Origin of the sequence: Pseudarthrobacter sp. BRE9 (genome assembly GCF_031844305.1) — a bacterium.
GTDB lineage: Bacteria > Actinomycetota > Actinomycetes > Actinomycetales > Micrococcaceae > Arthrobacter.
Genome location: NZ_JAUZUY010000007.1, coordinates 1 through 24,233, shown reverse-complemented (window position 1 = coordinate 24,233; position 24,233 = coordinate 1). Strand labels below are relative to the sequence as shown.

At 66.3% G+C, this 24,233-nt stretch carries 23 protein-coding genes; 8 read left to right on the top strand and 15 right to left on the bottom strand.

What is annotated here, in order from left to right:
• Window position 1 precedes the first annotated feature (1 nt).
• The 5 genes from Q9R31_RS13580 to Q9R31_RS13560 form a co-directional block, all read right to left on the bottom strand.
• A complete protein-coding gene (locus Q9R31_RS13580; RefSeq protein WP_311263260.1) occupies window positions 2-1,210 on the bottom strand; it encodes a pseudouridine synthase in 1,209 nt (402 codons plus the stop codon).
• Between the two features lie 135 nt (window positions 1,211-1,345).
• The gene (locus tag Q9R31_RS13575; RefSeq protein ID WP_311263410.1) at window positions 1,346-1,915 is read right to left on the bottom strand and encodes an SMC-Scp complex subunit ScpB; all 570 of its coding nucleotides are present in this window, start codon (window positions 1,913-1,915) and stop codon (window positions 1,346-1,348) included.
• 119 nt (window positions 1,916-2,034) lie between these two features.
• Window positions 2,035-2,850 carry a ScpA family protein gene (locus Q9R31_RS13570; protein WP_311263259.1) on the bottom strand — a complete coding sequence of 272 codons (816 nt, stop codon included), beginning with the start codon at window positions 2,848-2,850 and terminating at the stop codon, window positions 2,035-2,037.
• A gap of 7 nt (window positions 2,851-2,857) precedes the next feature.
• The gene (locus tag Q9R31_RS13565; RefSeq protein ID WP_079597205.1) at window positions 2,858-3,757 is read right to left on the bottom strand and encodes a ParA family protein; all 900 of its coding nucleotides are present in this window, start codon (window positions 3,755-3,757) and stop codon (window positions 2,858-2,860) included.
• 230 nt (window positions 3,758-3,987) lie between these two features.
• Complete coding sequence (locus Q9R31_RS13560) at window positions 3,988-5,334, bottom strand: cation:dicarboxylate symporter family transporter (protein ID WP_311263258.1); 1,347 nt, start codon at window positions 5,332-5,334, stop codon at window positions 3,988-3,990.
• Window positions 5,335-5,492: 158 nt separating this feature from the next.
• Between Q9R31_RS13560 and Q9R31_RS13555 the strand changes: the two genes are divergently transcribed.
• The 6 genes from Q9R31_RS13555 to Q9R31_RS13530 all read left to right on the top strand — a co-directional run bounded on the left by Q9R31_RS13555 (window position 5,493) and on the right by Q9R31_RS13530 (window position 12,281).
• A complete protein-coding gene (locus tag Q9R31_RS13555) occupies window positions 5,493-7,127 on the top strand; it encodes a sensor histidine kinase (protein ID WP_311263257.1) in 1,635 nt (544 codons plus the stop codon).
• The gene (locus Q9R31_RS13550) at window positions 7,124-7,837 is read left to right on the top strand and encodes a response regulator (protein ID WP_311263256.1); all 714 of its coding nucleotides are present in this window, start codon (window positions 7,124-7,126) and stop codon (window positions 7,835-7,837) included. The genes Q9R31_RS13555 and Q9R31_RS13550 overlap by 4 nt, the downstream gene beginning before the upstream one ends.
• Window positions 7,838-7,992: 155 nt before the next feature.
• Window positions 7,993-8,649 (top strand): GntR family transcriptional regulator, encoded by a 657-nt coding sequence (locus Q9R31_RS13545; RefSeq protein WP_311263255.1) that lies wholly within the window; start codon window positions 7,993-7,995, stop codon window positions 8,647-8,649.
• A complete protein-coding gene (locus Q9R31_RS13540; protein WP_311263254.1) occupies window positions 8,642-10,162 on the top strand; it encodes an MmgE/PrpD family protein in 1,521 nt (506 codons plus the stop codon). The genes Q9R31_RS13545 and Q9R31_RS13540 overlap by 8 nt, the downstream gene beginning before the upstream one ends.
• Window positions 10,163-11,065, top strand: a complete 903-nt coding sequence (prpB, locus tag Q9R31_RS13535) for a methylisocitrate lyase (RefSeq protein WP_311263253.1) — start codon at window positions 10,163-10,165, stop codon at window positions 11,063-11,065.
• Between the two features lie 76 nt (window positions 11,066-11,141).
• Complete coding sequence (locus Q9R31_RS13530) at window positions 11,142-12,281, top strand: bifunctional 2-methylcitrate synthase/citrate synthase (RefSeq protein ID WP_311263252.1); 1,140 nt, start codon at window positions 11,142-11,144, stop codon at window positions 12,279-12,281.
• Between the two features lie 113 nt (window positions 12,282-12,394).
• Here Q9R31_RS13530 and Q9R31_RS13525 read toward each other — a convergent pair whose 3' ends face one another.
• Window positions 12,395-12,877, bottom strand: coding sequence for an NUDIX domain-containing protein (locus Q9R31_RS13525; protein ID WP_311263251.1), 483 nt, complete (start codon window positions 12,875-12,877; stop codon window positions 12,395-12,397).
• Window positions 12,878-12,955: 78 nt separating this feature from the next.
• Here Q9R31_RS13525 and Q9R31_RS13520 point away from each other — a divergent pair, with 78 nt between their 5' ends.
• Window positions 12,956-13,339 (top strand): hypothetical protein, encoded by a 384-nt coding sequence (locus tag Q9R31_RS13520; RefSeq protein ID WP_311263249.1) that lies wholly within the window; start codon window positions 12,956-12,958, stop codon window positions 13,337-13,339.
• Window positions 13,329-13,643: a hypothetical protein gene (locus Q9R31_RS13515; RefSeq protein WP_311263248.1), complete on the top strand. Its 315-nt coding sequence runs from the start codon at window positions 13,329-13,331 to the stop codon at window positions 13,641-13,643. The genes Q9R31_RS13520 and Q9R31_RS13515 overlap by 11 nt, the downstream gene beginning before the upstream one ends.
• Before the next feature lie 46 nt (window positions 13,644-13,689).
• On the opposite strand, the gene xerD is transcribed toward Q9R31_RS13515, so the two are convergent.
• The 9 genes from xerD to Q9R31_RS13470 are packed head-to-tail and all read right to left on the bottom strand — an operon-like array spanning window position 13,690 to window position 24,009.
• On the bottom strand, window positions 13,690-14,727 hold the full coding sequence (xerD, locus tag Q9R31_RS13510) for a site-specific tyrosine recombinase XerD (RefSeq protein WP_311263247.1): 1,038 nt from the start codon (window positions 14,725-14,727) through the stop codon (window positions 13,690-13,692).
• On the bottom strand, window positions 14,727-15,386 hold the full coding sequence (locus Q9R31_RS13505; RefSeq protein WP_311263246.1) for an NUDIX hydrolase: 660 nt from the start codon (window positions 15,384-15,386) through the stop codon (window positions 14,727-14,729). The genes xerD and Q9R31_RS13505 overlap by 1 nt, the downstream gene beginning before the upstream one ends.
• Before the next feature lie 25 nt (window positions 15,387-15,411).
• On the bottom strand, window positions 15,412-17,202 hold the full coding sequence (locus tag Q9R31_RS13500; protein WP_311263245.1) for a CTP synthase: 1,791 nt from the start codon (window positions 17,200-17,202) through the stop codon (window positions 15,412-15,414).
• Window positions 17,203-17,229: 27 nt separating this feature from the next.
• Window positions 17,230-18,969 carry a DNA repair protein RecN gene (gene recN / locus Q9R31_RS13495; protein ID WP_311263244.1) on the bottom strand — a complete coding sequence of 580 codons (1,740 nt, stop codon included), beginning with the start codon at window positions 18,967-18,969 and terminating at the stop codon, window positions 17,230-17,232.
• Window positions 18,970-18,973: 4 nt separating this feature from the next.
• A complete protein-coding gene (locus Q9R31_RS13490; protein WP_311263243.1) occupies window positions 18,974-19,999 on the bottom strand; it encodes an NAD kinase in 1,026 nt (341 codons plus the stop codon).
• Between the two features lie 13 nt (window positions 20,000-20,012).
• Window positions 20,013-20,828 carry a TlyA family RNA methyltransferase gene (locus Q9R31_RS13485; protein ID WP_311263242.1) on the bottom strand — a complete coding sequence of 272 codons (816 nt, stop codon included), beginning with the start codon at window positions 20,826-20,828 and terminating at the stop codon, window positions 20,013-20,015.
• Entirely contained in the window at window positions 20,828-21,079 is a 252-nt protein-coding gene (locus tag Q9R31_RS13480; RefSeq protein ID WP_311263241.1) for a hypothetical protein, read from the bottom strand. Before Q9R31_RS13480 ends, Q9R31_RS13485 begins: the two co-directional genes overlap by 1 nt.
• A gap of 9 nt (window positions 21,080-21,088) precedes the next feature.
• Window positions 21,089-22,078 carry an HAD-IIA family hydrolase gene (locus tag Q9R31_RS13475; protein WP_311263240.1) on the bottom strand — a complete coding sequence of 330 codons (990 nt, stop codon included), beginning with the start codon at window positions 22,076-22,078 and terminating at the stop codon, window positions 21,089-21,091.
• A gap of 5 nt (window positions 22,079-22,083) precedes the next feature.
• A complete protein-coding gene (locus tag Q9R31_RS13470; RefSeq protein WP_311263239.1) occupies window positions 22,084-24,009 on the bottom strand; it encodes a hypothetical protein in 1,926 nt (641 codons plus the stop codon).
• Window positions 24,010-24,233: the final 224 nt, after the last annotated feature.

Genomic DNA, 24,233 nt, shown 5'->3' with positions numbered 1-24,233 from the left:
GTCAGAGTCCTACGGATGCCAGCAAGTGGCCGACTTCCTGCTTGCCCAGGTTGCGGATGCTGCCCTGGCGCTGGTCGCCGAGGCCGATGGGGCCGACCTTGACGCGGACCAGCCGCTGGACCGGGAAGCCGACGGCATCGAAGAGGCGGCGGACAATGCGGTTCTTGCCCGAGTGGAGCACAACCTCAATCAGCACGTGGCCCGGGGTGGAGTCCACCAGGCGGAACGAGTCAACGTTCGCGAAGCCGTCCTCCAGTTCCACGCCGGACTTCAACTGGGCGCCGACACCCTGCGGGAACGGCCCGCGCACCTGCACCAGGTAGGTCTTGGGAACCTCGTAGGACGGGTGGGTCAGCCTGTTGGCGAGTTCGCCGTCGTTGGTCAGCAGCAGCAGGCCTTCCGTGGCGACGTCGAGCCTCCCCACGTGGAAGAGCCGTTCGCCGGTGTTCTTGTTGCTCTTCAGGAAGTCGCTGATGCAGGGCCGGCCCTCGGGATCCTCCATGGTGGACACCACGCCCTTGGGCTTGTTGAACACCATGTAGACCAGGTTCTCGTCCAGCTGGATCCGCAGGCCGTCAACATGGATCACGGCGGTCTTGGGGTCCACCCGCATGCCGAGTTCCGTGACCACCTGGCCGTCCACCTCAACGCGGCCCTCCGCGATCATTTCTTCGCAGACGCGCCGGGACGCGACGCCCGCGGACGCCATCACTTTCTGGAGGCGCACGCCGTCGGCGTCGTGGAGTTCGGACTGTGGAACTTCACCGCGCGGGCCCTTCTTGCGCGACGGCTTGCGGATCGGCCCGAGGTTCTGGCCGAAGCGTTCGCTGCCGAAGGCGCGTGAGGCGGCTGCCCCGGGGGCGCCGGTCCGCGGCTTCTGCTTGGGGGCCCCGGGAGTGCCGGGGGCCTTCTTCGCGCCGGGCTTCCGGGCAGCGGGCTTGCGCGACGACGGCTTGGCGCCGCGGGCACCTTCGGGTGCACGTCCCTGCTGGTCCCCGGCGAGATCGGGGTCGATAAAGCGTTCCTCGCGCGGCTTGGGGGCGCGGTGCGGCCGGTCCCCGCCGAAACCTGCGGCCCGCTTGCCCGTCCCACCGCGGGAGCCTCCGCTGAAGCCGCCGCCCTGTGTGCTGCGCTGCTGGGAGTTGTTGCGTTCGTTGCCGCCGCGTCCCGAACCGTTACGTGGTGAACCCTGGCGTCCCGCCTGTGTCATGACCCGTCCTTCAATGTGTTTTGGCCGGCAGAGATGTCCAAGGACAACCCTAGCCAGCCGTGCAGACTTCGTCTGCCCTGATAAAAACCAAATAAATAAAACCTGCTGATGGAACGGTGCCGGCAGGGCCTCTGCCTACATCGTCCCGGCGTCGTAGAACTCTGCGATCCCGTCGAGCCCCGGAAGGTGCGGCGACAGCTGGGGCAGCTCCCCCACTGAACTGATTCCCATCCGTTCGAGGAAATAGGACGTGGTCCGGTAGAGGATTGCGCCGGACTCGGGATCCGTTCCCGCGTCCTCGATGAGCCCGCGCTGGGCAAGCGTCCGTACGACGGAATCAACATTGACACCGCGAATTGCAGACACCCTGGCCCTGGAGACGGGCTGGCGGTACGCGATGACTGCCAGTGTTTCCAGCGCCGCCTGGGTAAGCCTGGCGGTCTGCCCCTCAAGCACATACTTGCCAACGATGTCGGCAAACTCCGTGCGCGAGTAGATCCGCCAGCCACCGGCGATGTTCCGCAATTCAAAACCCCGGGGGCTGGAACCGATGCCAGCGTGGCTGGCATCCTCCATCTCCGGGGCTTTAACAGTATAGCCGTTATACTCACGCTGCAGTTCTGCCAGGAGGGAACGGACCGCGTTGACCGTCAGGCCCACCCCGGCGGCCAGCTCCTCCTCCGTGGCGGGTTCGTCCAGGACCATGAGGACCGCTTCGAGGGCCGCCTTGGCACCCCCGGGGAGGTCGTCGAAGTCCGGGCCGTAGTCCAGGTCCTGCTGGGGCGCCCTGTCCTCCGCTGGCGTCAAGTCCTGCGGTGTGGGGTTCACGGTTGCTCCTCGTACTCTTCGCTCAGGTTTTCTGCCGACCAGCCGCTGCCTTCGGCAGTCCAGTGGATGGCAAGCTCTGCCAGCGGGGACAGCTGGTCGAACGAGACCGCCCGGTCCCGGAAAAGTTCCAGCAGCGCCAGGAACCGGGCCACCACCACCAGGGTGGAATCGGCATCGGCGATCAGGGAACGGAAAGTCTGTGGCGACTCCTGCTGAAGGCGAAGCCCCAGCATCCGGGCCTGTTCCTTGACGCTGACGTTGCTGCCATGCAGGTGGCCGAGTGCCACTTGCGGCTGCTGGGCCGGCTCTTTTGGCCGGAGAGCGGCCTCGGCCAGCGCCGCGAATTGCCGGGGCGTGTGTTTCCAGACCAGTTCGGGGAGCATCGCCGCGAAGTGCTCTTCCAGGGCCACCTGGCGTGGAAAGCGCCGGCCTTCCCGGTGCAGGGTTTCGCCCAGGATGCCTGCCACCTGCTTGAAGGCCTTGTATTGCAGCAAGCGGGCAAAGAGCAGGTCCCGCGCCTCCAGCAGGGCGATGTCCTCGTCGTCCTCAACTTCACCGGCGGGAAGGAGCCGCGCTGCCTTGAGGTCAAGCAGCGTGGCGGCAATCACCAGGAACTCGCTCGCCTCGTCCAGGGCCCATTCTTCGCCGAGCTGCTGCAGTTTCCGGATGTACTTGATGAACTCGTCGGTGACGGTGGCGATGGCCACTTCGGTGATGTCCAGCTGGTGTTTGGCGATCAGTCCCAGCAGGAGATCGAACGGACCCGTGAAGTTGGCCAGCCGCACCTCGAAGCCGGGTTTGGATTCGGCCACGATGTGGTTAGGGTGCGCCGCCGCGGGAGATCAGCTCCTTGGCCAGCCGGCGGTAGGCATCGGCGCCCACGTGGTTTCCCGCGTAGCTGGTGATGGGCTCCGCAGCCACGGTGGCGTCTGCGAACTTGATGGAGCGCTTGATGACGGTTTCGAAGACCTTGTCACCGAACGCCTCCACCAGCCGGGTGATTACCTCGCGGCTGTGCAGTGTCCGTGCGTCGTACATGGTGGCCAGGACCCCGTCCACCTGCAGCCGCGGGTTCAGCCGGTCCTGGACCTTATCGATGGTTTCGACCAGCAGCGCCACGGCGCGAAGGGCGAAGAACTCGCAAATGAGCGGAATAATGACGCCGTGGGCTGCCGTGAGGGCGTTAACGGTCAGAAGACCCAGAGAGGGCTGGCAATCGATGAGGACGACGTCGTAATCGTCTTCGACCTTCTTCAGCGCACGGTCCAGGACCTGCTCCCGCGCCACCTCGTTGACCAGCTGGACTTCCGCTGCGGAGAGGTCGATGTTGGCCGGCAGCAGGTCGACGTTCTCGACGCCGGTCTGATGGATGGCGTCGCGGATATCCACCTTGCGGTCCATCAGGACGTTGTACACCGTGAGGTCCAGCTCGTGCGGGTTGACGCCCAGGCCGGCAGAGAGCGCACCCTGGGGGTCGAAGTCCACCAGCAGGACACGGCGGCCGTACTCGGCGAGCGCCGCGGCAAGGTTAATGGTGGAGGTGGTCTTCCCCACGCCGCCCTTCTGGTTGACCATGGCGATCACGCGGGCCGGACCGTGGGAGGACAGCGGCGCGGGTTCCGGGAACTCCCGGTATGGGCGCCCCGTGGGCCCCATCACCGCGTTTTCCAGGTCGAATTCCGTGCCCTCCAGAGTTGCTGAACCCTGTTCGCTGCTCACGTATCTGTCCACACTTTCGATGACGGTGATTTCCTGCCGCTGGCTCACCAGCGCCCTTCGTTCTGCTCCCTAGGTTACAGCGCCCGACACGGTATTCGACGGAACTTGACTTTCCGCGGATGTTGAGCCTTGACCCTCTAGCTGAGGTCGAAGGTTGAGGTGCCGGGGAACGCGAAACCGCCCCCGCAGCATGGCTGCGGGGGCGGTCTCGCGGGGTGCGCAGGTCGCGGCTAGGCCTTGGCGGCCTCGCGTGCGCCCTCTTCCTTCGGGGCCATCTCGCCGTGGTGGTGGACCATCATGGTCGCCTCGTCGAAAGGTTCTTCGCCGGACAGCACCCGGGTGACCTGGCCGCCGTCGATCTCCTTGACCCAGGTGCCCACCAGGACCGTGGCAACGGCGTTGCCGGTGAAGTTGGTCAGTGCGCGGGCCTCGGACATGAAGCGGTCGATGCCGACGATGATGCCCACGCCGCCCAGCAGTTCGGGACGGTGCGCCTGCAGGCCTGCTGCAAGGGTGGCCAGGCCGGCGCCGGTGACACCGGCGGCGCCCTTGGAGGCGATGATCATGAACACCAGCAGGGAGATCTGGGCGCCGAGGTCCAGCGGGGTTCCCATGGCGTTGGCCACGAAGAGGGAGGCCATGGTCAGGTAGATGGCCGTACCGTCCAGGTTGAAGGAGTAGCCCGTGGGAACGGTGACGCCGACGACCGGCTTGGAGACACCGAGGTGTTCCATCTTGGCGATCAACCGCGGCAGTGCGGCTTCGGAGGACGACGTGGAGAAGATGATGAGGTACTCACGGGCCAGGTACTTCATCAGTTTGAAGATGTTGACGCCGGCCACCACCTGGAGCAGGCCGCCCAGGATGACAACGATAAACAGCGCGCAGGTGATGTAGAAGGCGATCATCAGGGTGAACATGCTGACGATGGCCTGGACGCCGGTTGCGCCCACGACGGCGGCGATGGCGCCGAACGCACCCACCGGAGCGAGCCACATGATCATGATGAGGATGCGGAACACGAGTGCCTGGCCGTAGCCGATGGCCTTGAGGATCGGAGCGCCCTGGGTGCCCATCTTCTGCAGCGCAAAGCCAACCAGGATGGCTGCCAGCAGGGTGGGCAGGACGGGGACATCGCTGGGGATGATGCCCAGCAGGAAGTCGACGGTGCTGTCAGTGGCCGCCTTCTTGTTGGGGTCGTAGGGGGTGAGCTTCAGGCCTTCGCCGGGGTGGATGATGTTGCCCACCACCAGGCCGATGGCCAGGGCGAAGGTCGACATGATGATGAAGTAGCCCAGGGCCAGGCCGCCGACCTTGCCGACGGTGGCTGCCTTGGCGATGGAGCCGATGCCCAGGACGATGGTGCAGAAGATGACCGGCGCGATCATCATCTTGATGAGCTTGACGAAGCCGTCACCGAGGGGCTTGAGGGACTTGCCCACCTCCGGGAACAGCAGGCCCACCACCGCGCCGAGGACGACGGCGGCGATAACGGCAATGTAGAGATAGTGGGACTTGTCCAGTCCCTTGCGCCGCGGGGTCGCGGTCTCGAGCGACTCTCCTCGTTGAGAAGCCATGATGTGTCTCCTTGTGGATATTCTGATAGACGCTGCGGCGCAGTCTCTGGGCTCAACACGTCCGTCCAATGTGATATCCATCATTGGGCACCCCGTGATCCAGCTCACGGTTGCGTTCATATTGGTCGCGGCACGCTCAGGCTCAAAGGGAGGCAGGCATGATCCACCGCTGGAGTATTGCCCGCCGGCTCTTCCTGGCAAACCTGCTGATCGTCGTGTCCTTTATCGCCATCGTGGGGACGGCTGCCTACGTGGACGCGCGGGACCGGACGTATGACGAAGCCGGCCGCCGGATGGAAGGGGTGGCAGCGTCCATCGCCGCCAATCCTTTGGTGCTCCAGGCCGCTGCCACGCCGGACCCGTCCGCCCTCCTGCAGCCATATGCCAAGGATGTAACCGTCGCGGCCCACGTCGACTTCGTCACCATCATGGCTCCGGACCGTACCCGCTGGACCCACCCAAGGGATGAGGAACTGGGCCGGCCGTACATCGGATCCATTGACGCCGCCCTCCGGGGCCAGACATTCACCGAAGTCACGGCAGGCACGTTGGGCCCGTCGGTGCGGACCATTGTTCCGGTCAAGGATTCCGCGGGGACTGTCAGGGCGCTTGTGGCGGTGGGCGTTACCGTCCGCAGCGTCGACATCGCCTTCGCCGGACGCCTTCCCGTCCTGCTGGCCGTAGGAATTGCCCTCCTGGTGGGAGGTTCCCTGGCGTCATGGCTGCTGGGCAGGTACCTGCGCCGGGTCACCAGGGGCTGGGGTCCCGAGCAGCTGGCGCAGCTGTTCGCCTACTACGAATCGGTGCTGCACTCCGTCCGCGAAGGGCTGATCCTCATCGATGCGCGCAAGCGGGTTGTGATGTACAACGACCAGGCCGCCGAACTGCTGGGCCTGGCGGACACCGGCAGCAACGATCCCACCCGGCCCCCTTCGCTGGCAGACCTTCCCCTGGACGATGAACTGCGCAGCCTGTTCCAGTCCGGGCGGACCACCAAGGACGAGATGGTCCTGACCGATTCCCGCGTGCTGGTGGTCAATCAGGGGCCGGCCCGGGGTCCCGAGTCCCACGGGACGCGAGGGAGGGTCCCCGTATACGGCACGGTGGCCACGCTCCGGGACCGGACAGAAATCGAAGCGCTGGGCAATGAACTGCAGACCATGCGGACCCTGTCCGACGCGCTGCGCGCCCAGACCCATGAACACGCCAACCGGCTGCACACCTTGGTTTCGCTCCTGGAACTGGGCCGGACCGGGGAAGCCCTGGACTTTGCCACCCAGGACCTGGCCCTGAGCCAGCAGCTGACCGATGAAATGGTGGGTTCAATCGATGAACCGGTGGTGGGTGCACTGGTCATGGGGAAGGTGGCCGAGGCCCACGAACGCGGCGTCCAGCTGGAAGTCTCCACCCTGGGCTCCGGCACGGCACCCGGGCTGGCCGTCCAGGACCTGGTGACCATCCTGGGCAACCTGCTGGACAACGCGATCGACGCCGCCGCCGATGCACCGCCTCCCAGGAGTGTGGTACTGGCGCTGGAGGCCGATGAGGAAGGCCTGGACATCGCCGTCAACGATTCCGGGACTCCCATTGACCCCGCCGATGCAGAAAAGATCTTCCGGCACGGATTCAGCACGAAGCCGGCCGGGGCCGGGGGCCGGGGCATCGGCCTTGCGCTGGTCCGGCAGGCTGTGCAGCGTTTGGGCGGTACGCTGGCCATCAACGGCCGGCGCGGCGCCAAGTTCGAAGTATTCCTGCCCGCAGCGGTGACCGTGGAGAAGGAGCACAGACGGTGAGCAACATCCGGGTCCTTGTCGTCGAAGACGAGGCCATCGCTTCGGCGGCCCACGCCGCCTACGTGGGGAGGCTGGAAGGATTCGAGCTCGCGGGGACAGCCCCCGACGGCCAGTCAGCCCTGCGGCTAATGAACGAATTCGTTGCTGCGGGAAAGCCTGTGGAACTGGTCCTGCTGGACATGAACCTGCCCGACCTGCACGGCCTGGACATCGCGCGGCGGATGCGTTCGGCGGGGATCCTCGCGGACATTATCGCCATCACCGCTGTGCGCGAACTTGCCATTGTCCGCAGCGCCGTGGCAATCGGGGTGGTCCAGTACCTGATCAAGCCCTTCACCTTCGCCACGTTCTCGGACAAGCTGGAGAACTACCGCCAGTTCCGCCAGCAACTGACCGGTTCCAGCGGTGGCCACGGCAAGGGGGGTGCCTCGCAAAGCGAGGTGGACCAGGCGTTTGCGAGCCTCCGGGCACCGTCCGAGCTCCCGCTCCCCAAGGGCCTTTCCAGCTCGACGCTCGGCTCGGTCCAGGAGTTCCTCCGCGGGCAGCCGGAAGCCGTGTCCGCCACGGAAGTCATGGATGCCCTGGGTATGTCCCGGGTGACGGCGCGGCGCTACCTTGAATATCTCGCCGACGCCGGCACGGTATCCCGGACCTCCCGGTACGGCACCCCGGGCAGGCCGGAGAACGAATACCGCTGGAACGCACGCTGAGGCGTTCGGGGTTGGGTGTCCCGGCCATGCCCTCAGCAGGCGTCGGCGCCGCTATGTATACAAACAGCTCCTAGAACCGCCTCTTCACAAACTTCTTCTCAAATAAGCAGGGGGTGTGTATACACTGATGCAATCAACCGAAGAAGGAGACGGGGATGCGCGCCAGTGACAAGGCATATGCCGCCCTGCGCGACGACATCATCGAATGGCGCCTGGCGCCCGGTACGGTCCTTGCCGAGGTGGAACAGTCCGAGCGCCTGGGCGTCTCGCGCACGCCGCTGCGGGAAGCCCTGGGCCGCCTTACGGCGGAAGGCCTGACGACGGCGGGCGGACGCGGCGTAGTGGTCAGCGACATCTCCCTTGAAGACATAGACGAACTGTTCGAGCTCCGCGAAACCCTCGAAGGCAGGGCTGCCGCCCTGGCCGCGCGCCGCGGGGACGCCGGGACATTCGAGCGCCTTCAGCGCGAACTGCTCGGGGCTCCACAGTTGATCAGTGGCGACCATCCCGCCCTGCACGAATACTACGAACTGGTGGGCCGGCTGGATACAGCCATTGACGCCGCCATCTCCAACTCCTACCTGGCCCAGGCCATGCGGAGCCTGCGTGTGCATCTGGTGCGGATCCGCCGGCTTGCGGCAGACGACGCCCGCCGCCTCACCGCCGCAGCCGCAGAGCATGCCGCCATCGCGGAGGCCATCGCGGCAGGCAATCCCAGGCTCGCCGAGGCGGCCACCATTGTCCACCTGCACCGCAGCCTCTCCCACGTCAAAGCAACCCACACATCCCATCAAAAGGAGCACCATGGTTAAGGAACACCACGTCCGCGTTTACCGGAGTGAAGAAAACCTCGCCCGTGAGGACCAGCTCGCATACAAGATCGCGCAGGTCGCGGCGGACCCCGTGGCAGTGACTGACGAAGTGACCGACATGGTGATTAACCGGGTCATAGACAACGCCTCCGTGGCCATCGCTTCGCTGAACCGGGCTCCCATCGTGGCAGCCCGTGCACAGGCGCTGACCCACGGTCCCAGCACAGGAGGCAAAGGTTCCAAGGTGTTCGGCATCGAGGAACGCGTGGCCCCGGAATGGGCTGCCTGGGCCAACGGTGTGGCCGTCCGGGAACTGGACTACCACGACACCTTCCTCGCTGCCGACTACTCCCACCCCGGTGACAACATTCCGCCGATCCTCGCCGTCGCCCAGCATGTTGGCTGCAGCGGCCACGACCTGATCCGCGGCATCGCCACCGGGTACGAGATCCAGGTCAACCTGGTGAAGGCCATCTGCCTGCACAAACACAAGATCGACCACGTCGCGCACCTTGGCCCCTCCGCGGCCGCCGGGATCGGCACCCTGCTGGGGCTCGACGTCGAAACCATCTTCCAGTCCGTCGGCCAGGCGCTGCACACCACCACCGCCACCCGCCAGTCCCGCAAGGGCGAGATCTCAACCTGGAAGGCCCATGCCCCGGCGTTCGCCGGGAAGATGGCCATCGAATCCGCGGACCGGGCCATGCGCGGCCAGACCTCCCCCGTGCCGATCTACGAAGGCGAAGACGGCGTCATCGCCTGGCTGCTCGATGGCCCGGACGCGTCCTACATGGTTCCGCTTCCCACTCCCGGGGAAGCCAAGCGCGCCATCCTGGACACGTACACCAAGGAACACTCCGCCGAATACCAGGCGCAGGCCTGGATCGACCTTGCGCGCAAGCTGCACCGCGGACACCCCGAGGTCACGGACCCGGCCAGTGTCGAGTCCGTGCTGATCAAAACCAGCCACCACACGCACTACGTGATCGGCTCCGGCGCCAACGATCCCCAAAAATACAGCCCCACCGCGTCCCGGGAAACCCTGGACCACTCCATCCCGTACATCTTCACCGTCGCCCTCCAGGACGGGGCCTGGCACCACGTGGACTCCTACGCCCCGCAGCGCGCCACTCGCCCGGACACCGTGGAACTCTGGCACAAGGTAACCACGGTGGAAGATCCGGAATGGACCCGCCGCTACCACTCCCTGGACATCGCCGAAAAGGCCTTCGGCGGCTCGGTGGAGATCACGCTCAAGGACGGCACCGTCATCACTGACGAAATCGCCGTCGCCGACGCCCACCCGCTCGGCGCCCGCCCGTTCGCCCGCGAACAGTACATCAACAAGTTCCGGACCCTGGCCGCGGGCCTGGTGGAGGAGACCGAAATCGAACGGTTCCTCGCCGCCGTCGAACGCCTCCCCCACCTCGCCGCGGGGGAACTGGACCAGCTGAACATCACCGCCGCCCCCGGCGTCATTGACCTTGCGGCGGCGCCGAAGGGACTGTTCTAGATGCTGTACTCAAAGACGACGCCGGAGCAGAAGCGGATCCGGTTCCGCGAGCTGCTCGCATCCGGGACCATTGCACAGTTCCCCGGCGCGTTCAACCCGCTCTCGGCACGGCTGATCGAGGAGAAGGGCTTCGCCGGGGTGTACATTTCCGGCGCCGTCCTCGCCAATGACCTGGGCCTGCCGGACATCGGCCTGACCACCCTCACCGAGGTGGCCACCCGGGCCGGGCAGATTGCCCGCATGACGGACCTGCCCTCGATCGTTGACGCGGACACAGGATTCGGCGAACCCATGAACGTGGCCCGCACCGTGCAGGAACTGGAGAACGCGGGCCTTGCCGGCTGCCATATCGAGGACCAGTTCAACCCCAAGCGCTGCGGCCACCTGGACGGCAAGAACGTGGTGGACCTGGACACCGCAACCAAACGCATCCGCGCCGCCGCGGACGCACGCCGGGACCCGAACTTCCTGATCATGGCCCGGACCGACATCCGCGCCACCGACGGACTGGAAGCCGCGCAGCAGCGCGCCAAGGCCCTCGTTGAAGCGGGCGCGGACGCGATCTTCCCCGAAGCAATGCGGGACCTCAGCGAGTTCCGGGCCATCCGGGACGCGGTGGACGTGCCGATCCTGGCCAACATGACCGAGTTCGGCAAGAGCGACCTCTTCACGGTGGATGAGCTGGCCGGTGTGGGCGTGAACATGGTGATTTATCCGGTCACGCTGCTCCGTAGTGCCATGGGCGCTGCTGAGCGTACTCTGGAATCGATCAAATCCGACGGCACCCAGGAGGCACAGGTTCCAAGCATGCTGACCCGTGCCCGGCTCTACGACCTCGTCGACTATGAGGCCTACAACCGCTTTGACACCAGCGTGTTCAATTTCCAGATCCCCGGAACGTAACAACCGGCACCTGACATCCAACCGGAAACCCGGCCCCGGCCGGGCCAACAGGCTTGAGGAACAAAGGAGTTTCAGCATGGCTGAAAATGAGATCAAAAAGGGCCTTGCCGGCGTGGTGGTGGACTACACCGCCGTTTCCAAGGTCAACCCGGACACCAACTCCCTGCTCTACCGCGGCTACCCTGTCCAGGAACTGGCCGCCAGGTGCAGCTTTGAGGAAGTGGCGTACCTGCTCTGGAACGGCGAACTGCCCACTAGGGACCAGCTTGCGGAGTTCACGGCGAAGGAGCGCGCCGGCCGCGCCCTTGATCCGGTGGTGAAGCAGGTGATTGATGCCCTGCCGGCGACCTCGCACCCGATGGACGTCTGCCGGACCGCCGCTTCCGTCATGGGGGCACGGCACCCATTGGCGGAGGATTCGTCCAGGGAAGCCAACATGGCCAAGGCCGTTGACCTCTTCGCCGCCATGCCGGCGGTAGTGGCCTACGACCAGCGCCGCCGCCACGGGCAGGATGTAGTGGAACCCCGCGAAGACCTTGGCTACTCGGCGAACTTCCTGTGGATGACCTTCGGCGAGGAACAGGTGCCGGAGGTGGTAGAGGCTTTCAACGTCTCGATGATCCTTTACGCCGAGCACTCCTTCAACGCGTCCACCTTCACCGCCAGGGTCATTACCTCGACGCTCTCGGACCTGCATTCAGCCGTGACCGGTGCCATCGGGGCCCTGAAGGGTCCGCTGCACGGCGGCGCGAACGAAGCCGTGATGCACACCTTCGACGAGATTGGCATCCGGCAGGAGGAGTCCCTGGAAGAAGCAGCGGCCCGGGCCAAAACATGGATGGCGGATGCCCTGGCGCAGAAGAAGAAAGTCATGGGCTTCGGCCACCGTGTCTACAAGCACGGCGACTCCAGGGTGCCCACCATGAAGGCCGCACTGGACAAAATGATTGCCCACTACGGCCGGCCCGAACTGCTGGGGCTGTACAACGGCCTGGAGGCGGCGATGGACGAGGCAAAAGGCATCAAGCCGAACCTTGACTACCCGGCCGGGCCCACCTACCACCTGATGGGCTTTGATACGGCGACGTTCACTCCCCTGTTCGTGGCCAGCCGGATTACGGGCTGGACCGCGCACATCATGGAGCAACGGGACGCCAACTCCCTGATCAGGCCGCTGAGCGAGTACATCGGCCCGGAGGAGCGGCACCTTCCCTAGCTTCGGGAAGGAACGTCCGACGGCGGGCGGGCACCCTAGCTTGAATGCGAACGGTGCCGGGGCCGCCGTCGGGCGTTTAAGCGGCTGGCTGTCTGCCTGCCTGGGTTGCCTGACTACTCCAGCAGGCTCTGGGACGAGTCGACGGACTCGTTGTCAGTATGCATGGTGACCACGACATTGACCCGGCGGCCTTCCAGCACCACCGGTAGCCAGTGGTCGGCGTCCTGCCACATCCGGTCCACGGGCAGCCTATCCACGCGGAACCATTCAGGCAGGATCTCCTCGCTGGGTGCCGGCTCGCCCTGCCAGGTCCGTGCGGTGAAGAGCCTGGTCTGCATATTCCACTCAGGCCGGGACGGAAAGACGAAGTGGACCGATCCGGCGTCCGCCAGGTCCTCCACCTGCAGCACTACGCCGGTTTCTTCCAGGACCTCCCGGATGACGGCCTGCGCGTCCGACTCCCCCGGTTCCACATGGCCGCCGATGCCCACGATCTTGCCCTTGCCGAAGCCGGTTTGTTTCAGCCCAAGGAGAACCTCGGGACCGCCGGCCCCGTCACGGAGCAGGAAACAAAGGGTCACAGCGGCGCCGGTCATGCGTTCAAGCCTAGGGGATCCGGAAGTTGTCAGCGGGACGCGGCCCCAGGGAGCGCAAGGATATGCCAAACTCTACGTGTGATTCCCGAGACAGCACCCGGGGTACGGCCGGCCCGCAACTCGACCATTGACGCCCGCCTGCCGGAGTGGCTGGTACGCAACCCTTTGTACTGGGGCTGGGCCTGGGCATCTTTCTGGACAGCGCTGATTGTTACCGATGAATTCGTGGACCTGGCAGGCTGGACGTGGTATTTGCTGGTGGCCGGGGCGGCCCTGCCGACGCTGCTCAGCACCCTGGCAGTGCTCCACGTGACTCCCCGGCAGCAGGTGAAGGCCGCAAGGGAGTCGGTTTTGGGCTTGTTCTTCGTGCGTTTCCTGGCCCTCGTTGCGGCATTCATGGTCTGGGCCATCTCGGTAGTGCTCATCGTCCATCTCCACCACCATCCAGGCCGTGGCCGGTGACTCCGAGCGCGAGGTGACCGCTCTGGGCTTCACCCTGATGGCAGCCCTGGCCCCGCTGGTGGTGGCCATCCTGTGGCTGGGGTTTGTTGCCAGATGCGCCTGGTTCCTGCGGAGGCTTCGCGGCTGGCGGCAGGTGCCCACGCTCTCGCGGGTACCGAAATCGTTCCTCCGCGGCCGGCCACGGCTGCGCCGGGTGGTGATTGGCCTTGCACATCCGGGACTGATGCTGCTCGCCGGCATGGGCACCTCCGTGCTGGCTTTCCTGCTGGGCCCCGTGGAACTGACCATCGAGGCGCTGTTCTAGCTGTCCCTGGACCCAGGCAGCCGGGGGTCCACAGCTGGGGGGAATTTCAGCCGAGCGCCCGGGGATGGGCTGCCGCGTAGATCTCCCGGAGCGTATCGGCTGTGACCAGCGTGTAGACCTGGGTGGTGGTCACGGATGCGTGGCCCAGGAGCTCCTGCACTACCCGGACGTCCGCGCCGCCTTCAAGCAGGTGGGTGGCGAAGGAGTGCCGAAGCGTGTGCGGTGAGACATCCCGGGTGATGTTGGCCTTCTCCGCCGCCGCTTTCAGGATGGTCCAGGCGCTCTGCCGGCTGATCCTGCCTCCACGGGCATTCAGGAACAGCGCGGGTGTGCCCTTGCCTTTGGCAGCCAGCAGCGGCCGGCCGCGGACCAGGTAGGCGTCCAGCGCCCGGGCACCGTAGGAGCCCAGCGGCACCAGCCGTTCCTTCGATCCCTTGCCGAACAGCCGGACAATGGCAGGCCCGGATTCCGCGCCTGCGAGCGAGATGTCATCAACGTCCAGTCCCACCGCTTCACTGATCCTGGCGCCCGTCGAATAGAGGAATTCGAGCAGGGCACGGTCCCGCAGTCCGGCGGCGGTGTCCGTTCCTGCTGCCTCGAGGATGCGGGTTACTTCGTCAACGCTGATGGCCTTGGGCAGCCGCTTGCCGGCCATGGGTGGATGGACGTCGCGGGCGGGATCGGCCGGTGTGTAGCCCTCGAGGGCCCAGAACTTGTGCAGGCCGCGCACCGCCACCACCGTCCTTGCCGCGGAGCGAACACCCAGGGCAGACCCGCCGTCGGAACCGTCCGAAAGGGCGCGGACGTAACCGGTGACATGATGCCGGGTGATGTCCTCCGGCCGGGTGCAGCCGGCCGCGGCGAGGTAGCGGGCGTACCGGGCCAGGTCGCGGCGGTACGCTGCCAGCGTGTTGGCTGCGAGTCCCCGTTCCACCCCCATGTGCTGGAGGTAATCGGTGATTCCCCGGTCGATGGCGGGAGGCACTGGTGCCGGGGCCGCGGCAACCGCTCCTGCATCCGGAGCCGGCCCCACCGCGGGTGCTTCTTCAGCCGAAAGACCCGCGCTTACCGACACACCGGCCATCAGCGCTGGCTGGGGTGTGCGGGCCAGGGGGCATCGGCGGGACGGAGTCCTTCGTAGCCGGCGGCCCGGGCGGCAGCGGCGGCAAGGATCCCGACGACGGCGGACGGGTTGTGCAGGCGCCCGGCCAGGACGGACGCCACGGCATCATCCAGGCTGATCCAGTGGAACTCGATCTCCGCTTCCTCGTCCGTCCGTTCGTGGCGTTCGTGGTGCGGCACCTCGGTGAGGTCACGGGCCAGGTAGATGCGGATGGCCTCGCTGGAGGATCCCGGGGAATTGAAGACATCGGCCAGGACGTTCCAGGTGGCGGCCGCCAGGTCTGCCTCCTCGGCGAGTTCGCGCGCCGCCCCCTCCACGAAGCCTTCGCCTTCGACATCCAGCAGTCCGGCGGGAACCTCCCAGAGGTCCATGCCCACCGGGTGCCGGTACTGCTTCAACAGAAGGACCTGGCCCGCGTCATTCATGGGCAGGACCGCGACTGCGCCGGGGTGGTCAATGTAATCGCGGGTGAGGGCGTCGCCGGATTCGGAGAGCTGGAACGTGTCACTGACGACGTCCCAGATCCGGCCCTGGTAGACCTTCTCGGTGGACAAAAGACGGCGCGGGCTTGGTGCATCCGAAACCTGTTTGGCAGGGGTGGCTTCAGGTGTACCAGGCATCGCGCCGTCCTTTTTGTTCTCTTGACTATTTAGCGGTAACGGTACCCGATGCCGCAGGCTCCCCGGCCGCGGGCACAGCCGTGTCGGCAACGCCCTCCTGGCCTGCGCCCTGGCGGCCTGCGCTCTGGTGGTTGAGGGCAGCCTCGACCAGGCCGGCGAACAGCGGGTGCGGGCGGGTGGGCCGCGAGCTCAGCTCGGGGTGTGCCTGCGTGGCCACGTAATACGGGTGGACGTCGGCAGGAAGTTCCACGAATTCGACGAGCTTGCCGTCCGGGGAGGTACCGGAGAAGACCAGGCCCTTGTCGGCAATCTGCTGGCGGTACTTGTTGTTGACCTCGTAGCGGTGCCGGTGGCGTTCGCTGACGGTGGTCTTGCCGTAGGTTCCGGCGATGACCGAGCCTTCGTCGAGTTTTGCCTCGTAGAGGCCAAGGCGCATGGTGCCGCCGAGGTCGCCGCGGCCTTCAACGTACTCCAGCTGCTCCTCCATGGTGGCGATCACGGGGTACTTGGAATCCGGCTCGAACTCGCTGGAGGAGGCACCCTCCAGGCCCACCACGTTGCGGGCATATTCGATGACCATGCACTGCAGGCCAAGGCACAGGCCCAGCACGGGCAGCTTAGTTTCGCGGGCGAACTTCAGCGCGCCGAGCTTGCCTTCGAGGCCTCGGATGCCGAAGCCGCCGGGCACGCAAATGGCGTCGACCCCGTCGAGTGCCTTGACGGCGCCTTCCCGGGTTTCGCATTCGTCCGAGGGAACCCAGCGGATCTTGACCTTGGTGTCGTTCGCGAACCCGCCGGCACGCAGGGCCTCGGTGACTGAAAGGTAGGCGTCCGGCAGATCGATGTACTTGCCAACGAGCGCGATTTCCACGTGGTGCTTGGGGTTGTGGACAGCTTCAAGGAGTTTGTCCCAGCTGGTCCAGTCCACGTCCTTGAAGGGAAGGTCCAGGGCCCGCACGATGTAGGAGTCCAGCCCCTGGGAGTGCAGGGTCTTGGGGATGTCGTAGATGCTGGGCGCATCGGCGGCGTTCACCACGGCGTCGATGTCGACGTCGCACATCCGGCCGATCTTTTCGCGCATGGCCTCGGGCACTTCGCGGTCCGAGCGGATGACGATCGCTTCGGGCTGGATGCCGATGGAGCGCAGCGCGGCGACGGAGTGCTGGGTGGGCTTGGTCTTCAGCTCCTGGGACGGCCCAATGTACGGAACCAGCGAAACGTGCAGGAAGAAGACATTGGTCCGGCCGATGTCCTGGCGGACCTGGCGCGCGGATTCGAGGAACGGCTGGGACTCGATATCGCCCACGGTGCCGCCGATCTCGGTGATGATGACGTCCGGGGCGTTCTTGCCCTCGGCAGGCAGGCGCATCCGGCGCTTGATCTCATCCGTGATGTGCGGGATGACCTGGACGGTGTCTCCGAGGTACTCGCCGCGGCGCTCCTTGGCAATCACCGTGGAATACACCTGCCCGGTGGTCACATTGGCGGAACCTTCGAGGTTTTCGTCGAGGAAGCGCTCGTAGTGCCCGATGTCCAAGTCCGTCTCGGCGCCATCGTCTGTGACGAAGACCTCGCCGTGCTGGAAGGGGTTCATTGTGCCCGGATCCACGTTCAGGTAGGGATCGAGCTTCTGCATGGTCACGGACAGGCCGCGTGCCCGCAGCAGATGACCAAGGCTGGACGCCGTCAGTCCCTTGCCGAGCGAGGACGCCACACCGCCGGTGACGAAAATGTGCTTGGTCGTCTTGGAGGAGCCCGGGAACCGGGAATTTACACGGGAATTTGATCGCTGCACCACGGAATTCGAGCCTATCATCAATTGCGCCTTCCCGTAGCTGTTCCGTCAGGCCCGCTGCGGCAGGAGCTTGGCGTCGTCCAGCAGTTCCTGGGCGTGCGCCTGGGCCGATTCCGAGTCCTCCTGGCCGGCCAGCATCCGGGCCAGCTCGCGGACCCGTTCGGGGCCGTCAAGGAGGCGGACATCACTTGAGGTGAAGCCGGTGGCCGTTTTGCCGTCGGCTCCCCTGACGGAGGTTTTGGTCACGGTGATGTGCTGGTCCGCGAAGGCGGCAACCTGCGGCAGGTGTGTGACCACCAGGACCTGGACGTGGCGGGCCAGCATGGCCAGGCGCCGGCCGATCTCGACGGCGGCACGTCCGCCCACGCCGGCGTCCACCTCATCGAAAACGAAGGTCGGAACGGGGTCGACGGCGGCCAGGACCACTTCGATGGCCAGCATGACGCGGGACAGTTCACCACCGGACGCGCCCTTGCCCAGCGGCCGGGCCGGGGCGCCGGAATGCGGCTGCAGGAGGAAACTGATCTCGTCCGCACCGTACGGGCCCAGCTGCCCGGCCGGCTCAAGGTTGATCACCAGCGTGGCATCGGCCATGGCCAGGGCCTTGAGCTCCGCGCTGACGCGGCCGGACAGGTCCTTGGCGGCCTTAGCGCGGATCTTGCTGATGGCGGCTGCCTGCTTTTTCAGCTCCGCCTCGGCGCGCACCACTTCTGCGTCCAGGGTCTCGATGCGTGTCGAGTCGTCCTGCAGTTCGTCGAAGCGGACGCGCGCCTTTTCCGCCCACTCCAGCACTTCGTCGATAGTGGGGGCGTATTTGCGGACCAGCTTGGCCAGCGCGGCCCGCCGGTCCTCAATTTCGGCGAGCCGTTCGGGGCCCTCCGAGTCCAGGCCGGCCTGGTAGCTGGCCAGTTCGGTGGCGATGTCGTTGAGCAGGAAGCCCACCTCTGCCAGCCGCGCGGCCGCAGACCCCAATTCGGCGTCGTGTTCCGCCACGTGCTCCAGGGTGCGTTTGGCGGAATCCACGAGTGTGGTGGCGTCCCCGGTTTCGCCGAAGTCCTCGGCGATGAGGGCCTGGTGCGCGGTGCTCGCGGCGATCCGCAGCTCCTCCACGTTGGCGAGCTTCACAGCCTCGGCCTTCAGCTGCTCGTCCTCCCCCGGCTGCGGATCCACATCGTCGATCTCGGCGAGGGCTGCCTCCAGGGATTCTGCCTCGCGGAGCCTGTCGCGGGCGGCGCTGCGGAGGCTGTCCAGTTCTGCCTGGCTGGACTTCCACCGGCTGTACAGGTCCTGGTAGCCAGTCAATGGACCGGCAAGGTTGTCGCCGGCGAACTTGTCCAGGGCTTCACGCTGAGCCGTGGCGCTCTTGAGCCGGATCTGGTCAGACTGGCCGTGCACCACCACCAGGGATTCGCCGATCTCCGCCAGGACACCCACGGGGGCGGCCCGGCCGCCCAAAAACGCGCGGCTGCGTCCATCCGCACCCAGGCGCCGGGCCAGGATCAGCTCAGTGCCGCCGTCGAACTCCTCCGCCTCGGCGCCGGCATCAAGGGCACGGGCAATGGCTGGGTGCCCGGCGTCGAGCTTCAGCACAGCCTCGGCGGTGGCGCTCTTGGCACCGCTGCGGACAGCCCCGGCATCCGAACGGGCGCCCAGCAGCAGTCCGACAGCGGTGACCACCATGGTCTTGCCCGCGCCGGTTTCACCGGTCACGACGCTCAGTCCCGGGCCGAGCGGAAGCGTTGCGTCCGTAATGACGCCGAGATCGCGGATTCTCAGTTCTTCAAGCATGGATTCACTTTGCAGTCGACGGATCGGGTTCGCTGCCGGGGTTCTCCACGTGCGGTACCGGCAGCGGCGGCATGGGCCGCGGCGTCCGCACGATCGGAATGGGGCCGGTGTGCACGGCATCGGACTTGGGCACCGGCCCCCGCCAGCCGTGGATAGGCAGCTCGAACTTGCGGACAAGGCGGGCCGAGAACGGTGTCTGGTGTGTACGGGCCAGCCGGACGGGAGTGGCGGACTTGGTCACTTCCACGCGTGCGCCGGGCGGCAGGTCGACGGAGCGCCGGCCGTCGCACCACAGCACCCCCTGGGCGTCGGTACGGCCCAGCACCTCGACAGCGAGCTTTGACCGCGGCGACACTACGAGGGGCTTGGCGAAGAGCGCATGGGCGCTGATCGGCACAATCACCAGGGCTTCCACCTCCGGCCAAACCACCGGTCCACCCGCGGAGAACGCGTACGCCGTGGAGCCGGTGGGGGTGGCCAGCACGATGCCGTCGGAGCCGAAGGACGTGAGCGGGCGTTCGTCCACCTCGGTCACGACTTCCAGCATGCGTTCGCGGTTGGCCTTCTCGATGGCGGCCTCGTTCAACGCCCAGGTGTGCCAAATCTTCTGGCCGCGGACCCACACCTGCACATCGATGGTCATCCGCTCCTCAACCGTGTACTCGCGGCTGGCAACCCACTCGACGGTCTGGGCCAGGTCCGCACGCTCGCTTTCGGCCAGGAAGCCCACGTGCCCCAGGTTGACGCCCAGCAGCGGCACATCCACTTCCCGGACCAGTTCGGCGGCCCGCAGGATGGTTCCGTCGCCGCCAAGGACCATGACCAGTTCCACATCGGGCAGCTGGACATGGTCGTGGAGGACCTCCACCGGCTGGGCCAGGTGCCCAAAGAACCGTTCCATGTCCCCCAGTTCGGACTCCTGCATCACGGGGACCATGCCTGAGGCGTGCAGCAGGGCGCAGGCTTCCCAGGCGGCTTTCAGTGACTCCTCGCGGCCGGTGTGGGCAAGGACCAGTACACGCCTGCTCATCAGGTTCCGCTCTCTAGTGGTTCGGCCAGATTTGTCCGAGCAACGCAGCGGCTGCTGCCTCTCGCTCTTCGATCTTAGGCAAGTCTTTGCTGATCCTGCGTTTTATCCACAGGAAGTATTCGACGTTTCCGTCCTGGCCGGGCAATGGACTGGCCGCCAGGCCGCAGAGGTCCAGGCCGGCGTCGAGCGCTGCCCTGGCCACCTTCTCCACGGCCATCCGCCGCTCGCGTTCCGAGGTGACGACGCCGGTGCGCCCCAGGCGGTCCTTGCCGATTTCAAACTGCGGCTTGACCATCAGCACCAGGTCGCCGCCGGGTTCGGTGCAGTCCGCCAGCGGCTGGACCACGAGGGTGAGCGAAATGAACGACAGGTCGGCGACGGTCAGCGCTGCCGGGCCGCCAATGTCTGCCGGCGCCATGTACCTGACATTCATTCCTTCGTGGACGTCCACGCGCGGGTCGTCACGGAGGTGCGGCACCAGCTGGCCGTGTCCGACGTCGACGGCCACCACGTGCGAGGCGCCTCGCCGAAGGAGGACGTCCGTGAAGCCCCCGGTGGAGGCACCGGCGTCGAGGCACCTTTTGCCCTCCGCCGAAACATCGGGGAAGGCGTCGAGGGCGCCGGCCAGCTTGTGGCCGGCGCGGCTGGCGTAGGTGTCCCGGTCATCGGGTTCGACGGCGAGATCCCGGCTGTCGTCCACTTGAAGCGAGGCTTTGGTGAGGACCTGGCCGCCGGAGCTGACCTTGCCTTCGCCGATCAGCGACGCGGCATGCGTCCGCGACCTCGCCAGCCCGCGCGCCACCAATGCCTGGTCGAGGCGCACCGGCATCAGGCTGCACCGCCGGCGGGCCCGGTCACGGTGGGGCCAGTCTCCGCAGGATCGCTGTTGAGGGCGGCCAGCAGTTCATCATGAAGCCCGTCGTAGACAGTCTCGTGGTCCGCGACAGGGATCCCGGGTACGTCCAAAAGCCTGGCGATGGCCTGCGCCACCTGCGGATCCGGGATGTCCTGCGCGCCTGGCTGCGGCCACTCCGGTGCCGGCTGGGCTGTCGCGTCGTCCGGTTCGGTCAGCTCAGTCATTGAACCAGTCTAGTGATCCAGCCAGACCAGCTTGGGCGCCTGGGGGGCTGCGATGTCCGGCGTCTCCGCCCACCAGGCCGCGCATGCGGCCCGCCAGGAGTCGAGGTTGTCCTTGCTGCCAATGATGCCCACCGCTCCGTTGGCTACGCGCGCCGTTGACCGGCCGCAGGCGTAGGTGCCGTCGTCGTGCGTCACGTCGGGGTACGGGCGGTGCAGGTCAGCCAGGTTTTCGATGATGTAGTTGGGCCGTTCGGCTGACCTCGCGGCGAGAATGGTTTCGCGCGTGTCGACGCCGGTCAGGACAGCCGCGGTGGCAAAGCCGGCATTGTTGCCGCCAAGGATGTCCGTGTCCAGCCTGTCGCCCACCACCAGCGGACGCTCGGCCCCGAGGCGCTTGGCTGCCGAATGGAACAGCGGCGCCTCGGGCTTACCGGCCACCAGGGGCTGTTGGCCGGTGGCGGCAGCGACGGCGGCCACCAGCGTGCCGTTTCCCGGGGCAATGCCTCGCGCCTGCGGAATGGACATGTCCGTGTTGGTGGCCACCCAAAGCGCCCCGGCGGACACCACATACGTGGCTTCTGCCAGATCCTTCCAGCCGATGGAAGGGCTGAAGCCCTGGACCACGGCCACAGGTTCCTCGGCCTGGCTACCTACGGGCACCAGGCCTACGAGCTCAATTTCCCGAGCAAGCGCCGGGCTGCCCGTGATGAGGATCCTGGACCCCGGTGCGAGCAGCGAGGCGAGCAGTTCGGCCGCCGCCTGCGAGGAACTCACCACCTGGTTGTCCTCGGCCGGCGCACCGAGCTCGCGGAGATGGGCTGCGACCTCCCCCGGGGAGCGGGAGGCGTTGTTGGTCACGTAGCCCAGGCCGATGCCCAGGCCGGAAAGCTGCTGCAGCGAATCTACAGCTCCGGGAATCGCGTTGGGACCGGCGTAGACCACACCGTCCAGGTCGGCGAGGAGCGCATCGAAGCGGGAGACCAGTGAAACGTCACTCATGACTGTTAGTCTTCCCGGCGCTCTTCATCATGCTGGGTGTCACCGCTGTCCTCCGCGTCAGCGTCCTCAGCAGCTGCGGAACCGAGCTCGTCGTGTTCCACCGAGTCCTGGTCCGATTCGGCGTCATCGGAGACGAAGTAGTCCGCTTCCTGGTCGTCGACGTTGCTGTCCTGCACTGCCTCCGCTTCGGTGGAACGGCCGCTTTCCTCCTGGGCCGCCGTCGAGCCGGCTGTGCCGGTTTCAGCGGGGGCTTCTGCGCCGGCCATGGAGGCGCGCTCCAGCAACCTCCGCCGTTCGGCCTCTTCGCGCGCCTCTTCTTCCTCGTCCCAGCCGAGGTCGATGATTTCGGGCTCTTCGTCCACACCCTGGCCCAGGGCGTTTTCTGCCACTACGGCCTGGCGGCTCCACTTTTCCGACTCTTCCTGGCGTCCTACCGCTGCCAGTGCATCGGCGTAGGCGCGGAAGAGGCGTGGGCTGTAGGAGAAGGCACGGTTCATGTCCAGCTGGGGGATTTCAAGTTCGGCTACGGCCGCGTCCGGCTGGCCGAGATCGGTCCGCGCACCGGCTGCGACAATTGCCAGTTCCACCTTGCCGGGAGCGTCAAGGTCCTGGGCTTCCTCCGAGCGGGCAACATCGAGGGCACGGTCGGGGCGCCCCAGGCCACGTTCACAGTCGGCCATCACCGGAAGGTGCACGTTGGAGCCGCTGATCCGGCGGAAGGTGCGGAACTCGCGGAGTGCCTCACCATAATGGCCGGCAGCGTAGGCAGTCAGGCCAACGGCTTCACGGACGGCAGCGAGCCTACCGCCGCGGCGGCTGGCGGCAAGGGCATGCTGGAAGGCAAGCTCGGGCTCGTCGTCGATGAGACGGCCGGCCATCACCAGGTGGCGGGCCACCCATTCAGCGCTCTTGGGCTCGAGGGTCTTGATCTGGTGGTGCGTGGCGCGGTCCAGTTCCTTGCCCGTGACGTCCTCATCGATCTCAGGTGAGCGTTCCCGGTCAGGACGGTTGGCGCTGCGAAGGTCGGCGGCGTTGGGCACGCGGGCAGGGCGTTCCTCCTGGCGGTCGCGGCCAAAGCCACGGGGGCCGGAGCCGCCACGACCGGATTCAGCACGCGAGTCACCGCGGTCAAAGCTGCGCGGCGCCCGGTCCTGCCGGTCCCCGAACGGCTTGCGGTTCTCGCCGCTGAAGCCACGGCGGTCGCCTTCGCCGTCACGACGGGGACGGTCACCAAAGGGCTTACGATCACGATCACCGAACTGGCGGCGGTCGCTTTCGCCATCGCGACGGGGGCGATCACCAAAGGGCTTACGGTCACGGTCACCGAAAGGCTTACGGTCACGGTCACCGAAAGGCTTACGGTCACGGTCACCGAAAGGCTTACGGTCACGGTCACCGAAAGGCTTACGGTCACGGTCACCAAACTGGCGGCGCTCCCCCTCACCATCACGGCGCGGACGGTCACCTTCGCCATCGCGGCGCGGGCGATCACCTTCGCCATCGCGGCGCGGGCGATCACCAAACGGTTTACGGTCACCGAACTGGCGGCGGTCCCCCTCACCATCACGGCGCGGACGGTCACCGAAAGGCTTACGGTCACGGTCACCGAACTGGCGGCGCTCCCCCTCACCATCACGGCGCGGACGGTCACCAAAGGGCTTACGGTCACGGTCACCAAACTGGCGGCGCTCCCCCTCACCATCACGGCGCGGACGGTCACCTTCGCCATCGCGGCGCGGGCGATCACCAAACGGCTTGCGATCACGGTCACCGAAAGGCTTACGTTCGCCACCAGCAGATCCACCTCTGGAGGAGCTGTTGCCGTCGCGGTCGGACCTGGACCGGAATCCGCGGGGATCCCCACCGGAGTTGTTGTTGCCGCGGAACGCGCCACGGTCGTTCCCGCGGTTGCCCCCGTTGTGCTCGGCCATATGGATTCCTCCTGTTGTGAGCCGACCACTGGCGCAACTGCAGCCGCTCGTTTCGTTTCCTACGCGACCCGAAATCAAGCGCTTCGAAGTCCGTACATCTTCATCAATTCTAGTGGAGCCACAAAATCTCCCAAGACAGTGGGAGCCCTGGCAGCGGTATCGTGGCCATCTTCACAGGCAACGCCCGCTCATTTGTGGCGGGTTTTCCTGGGACGCCAGCTCAT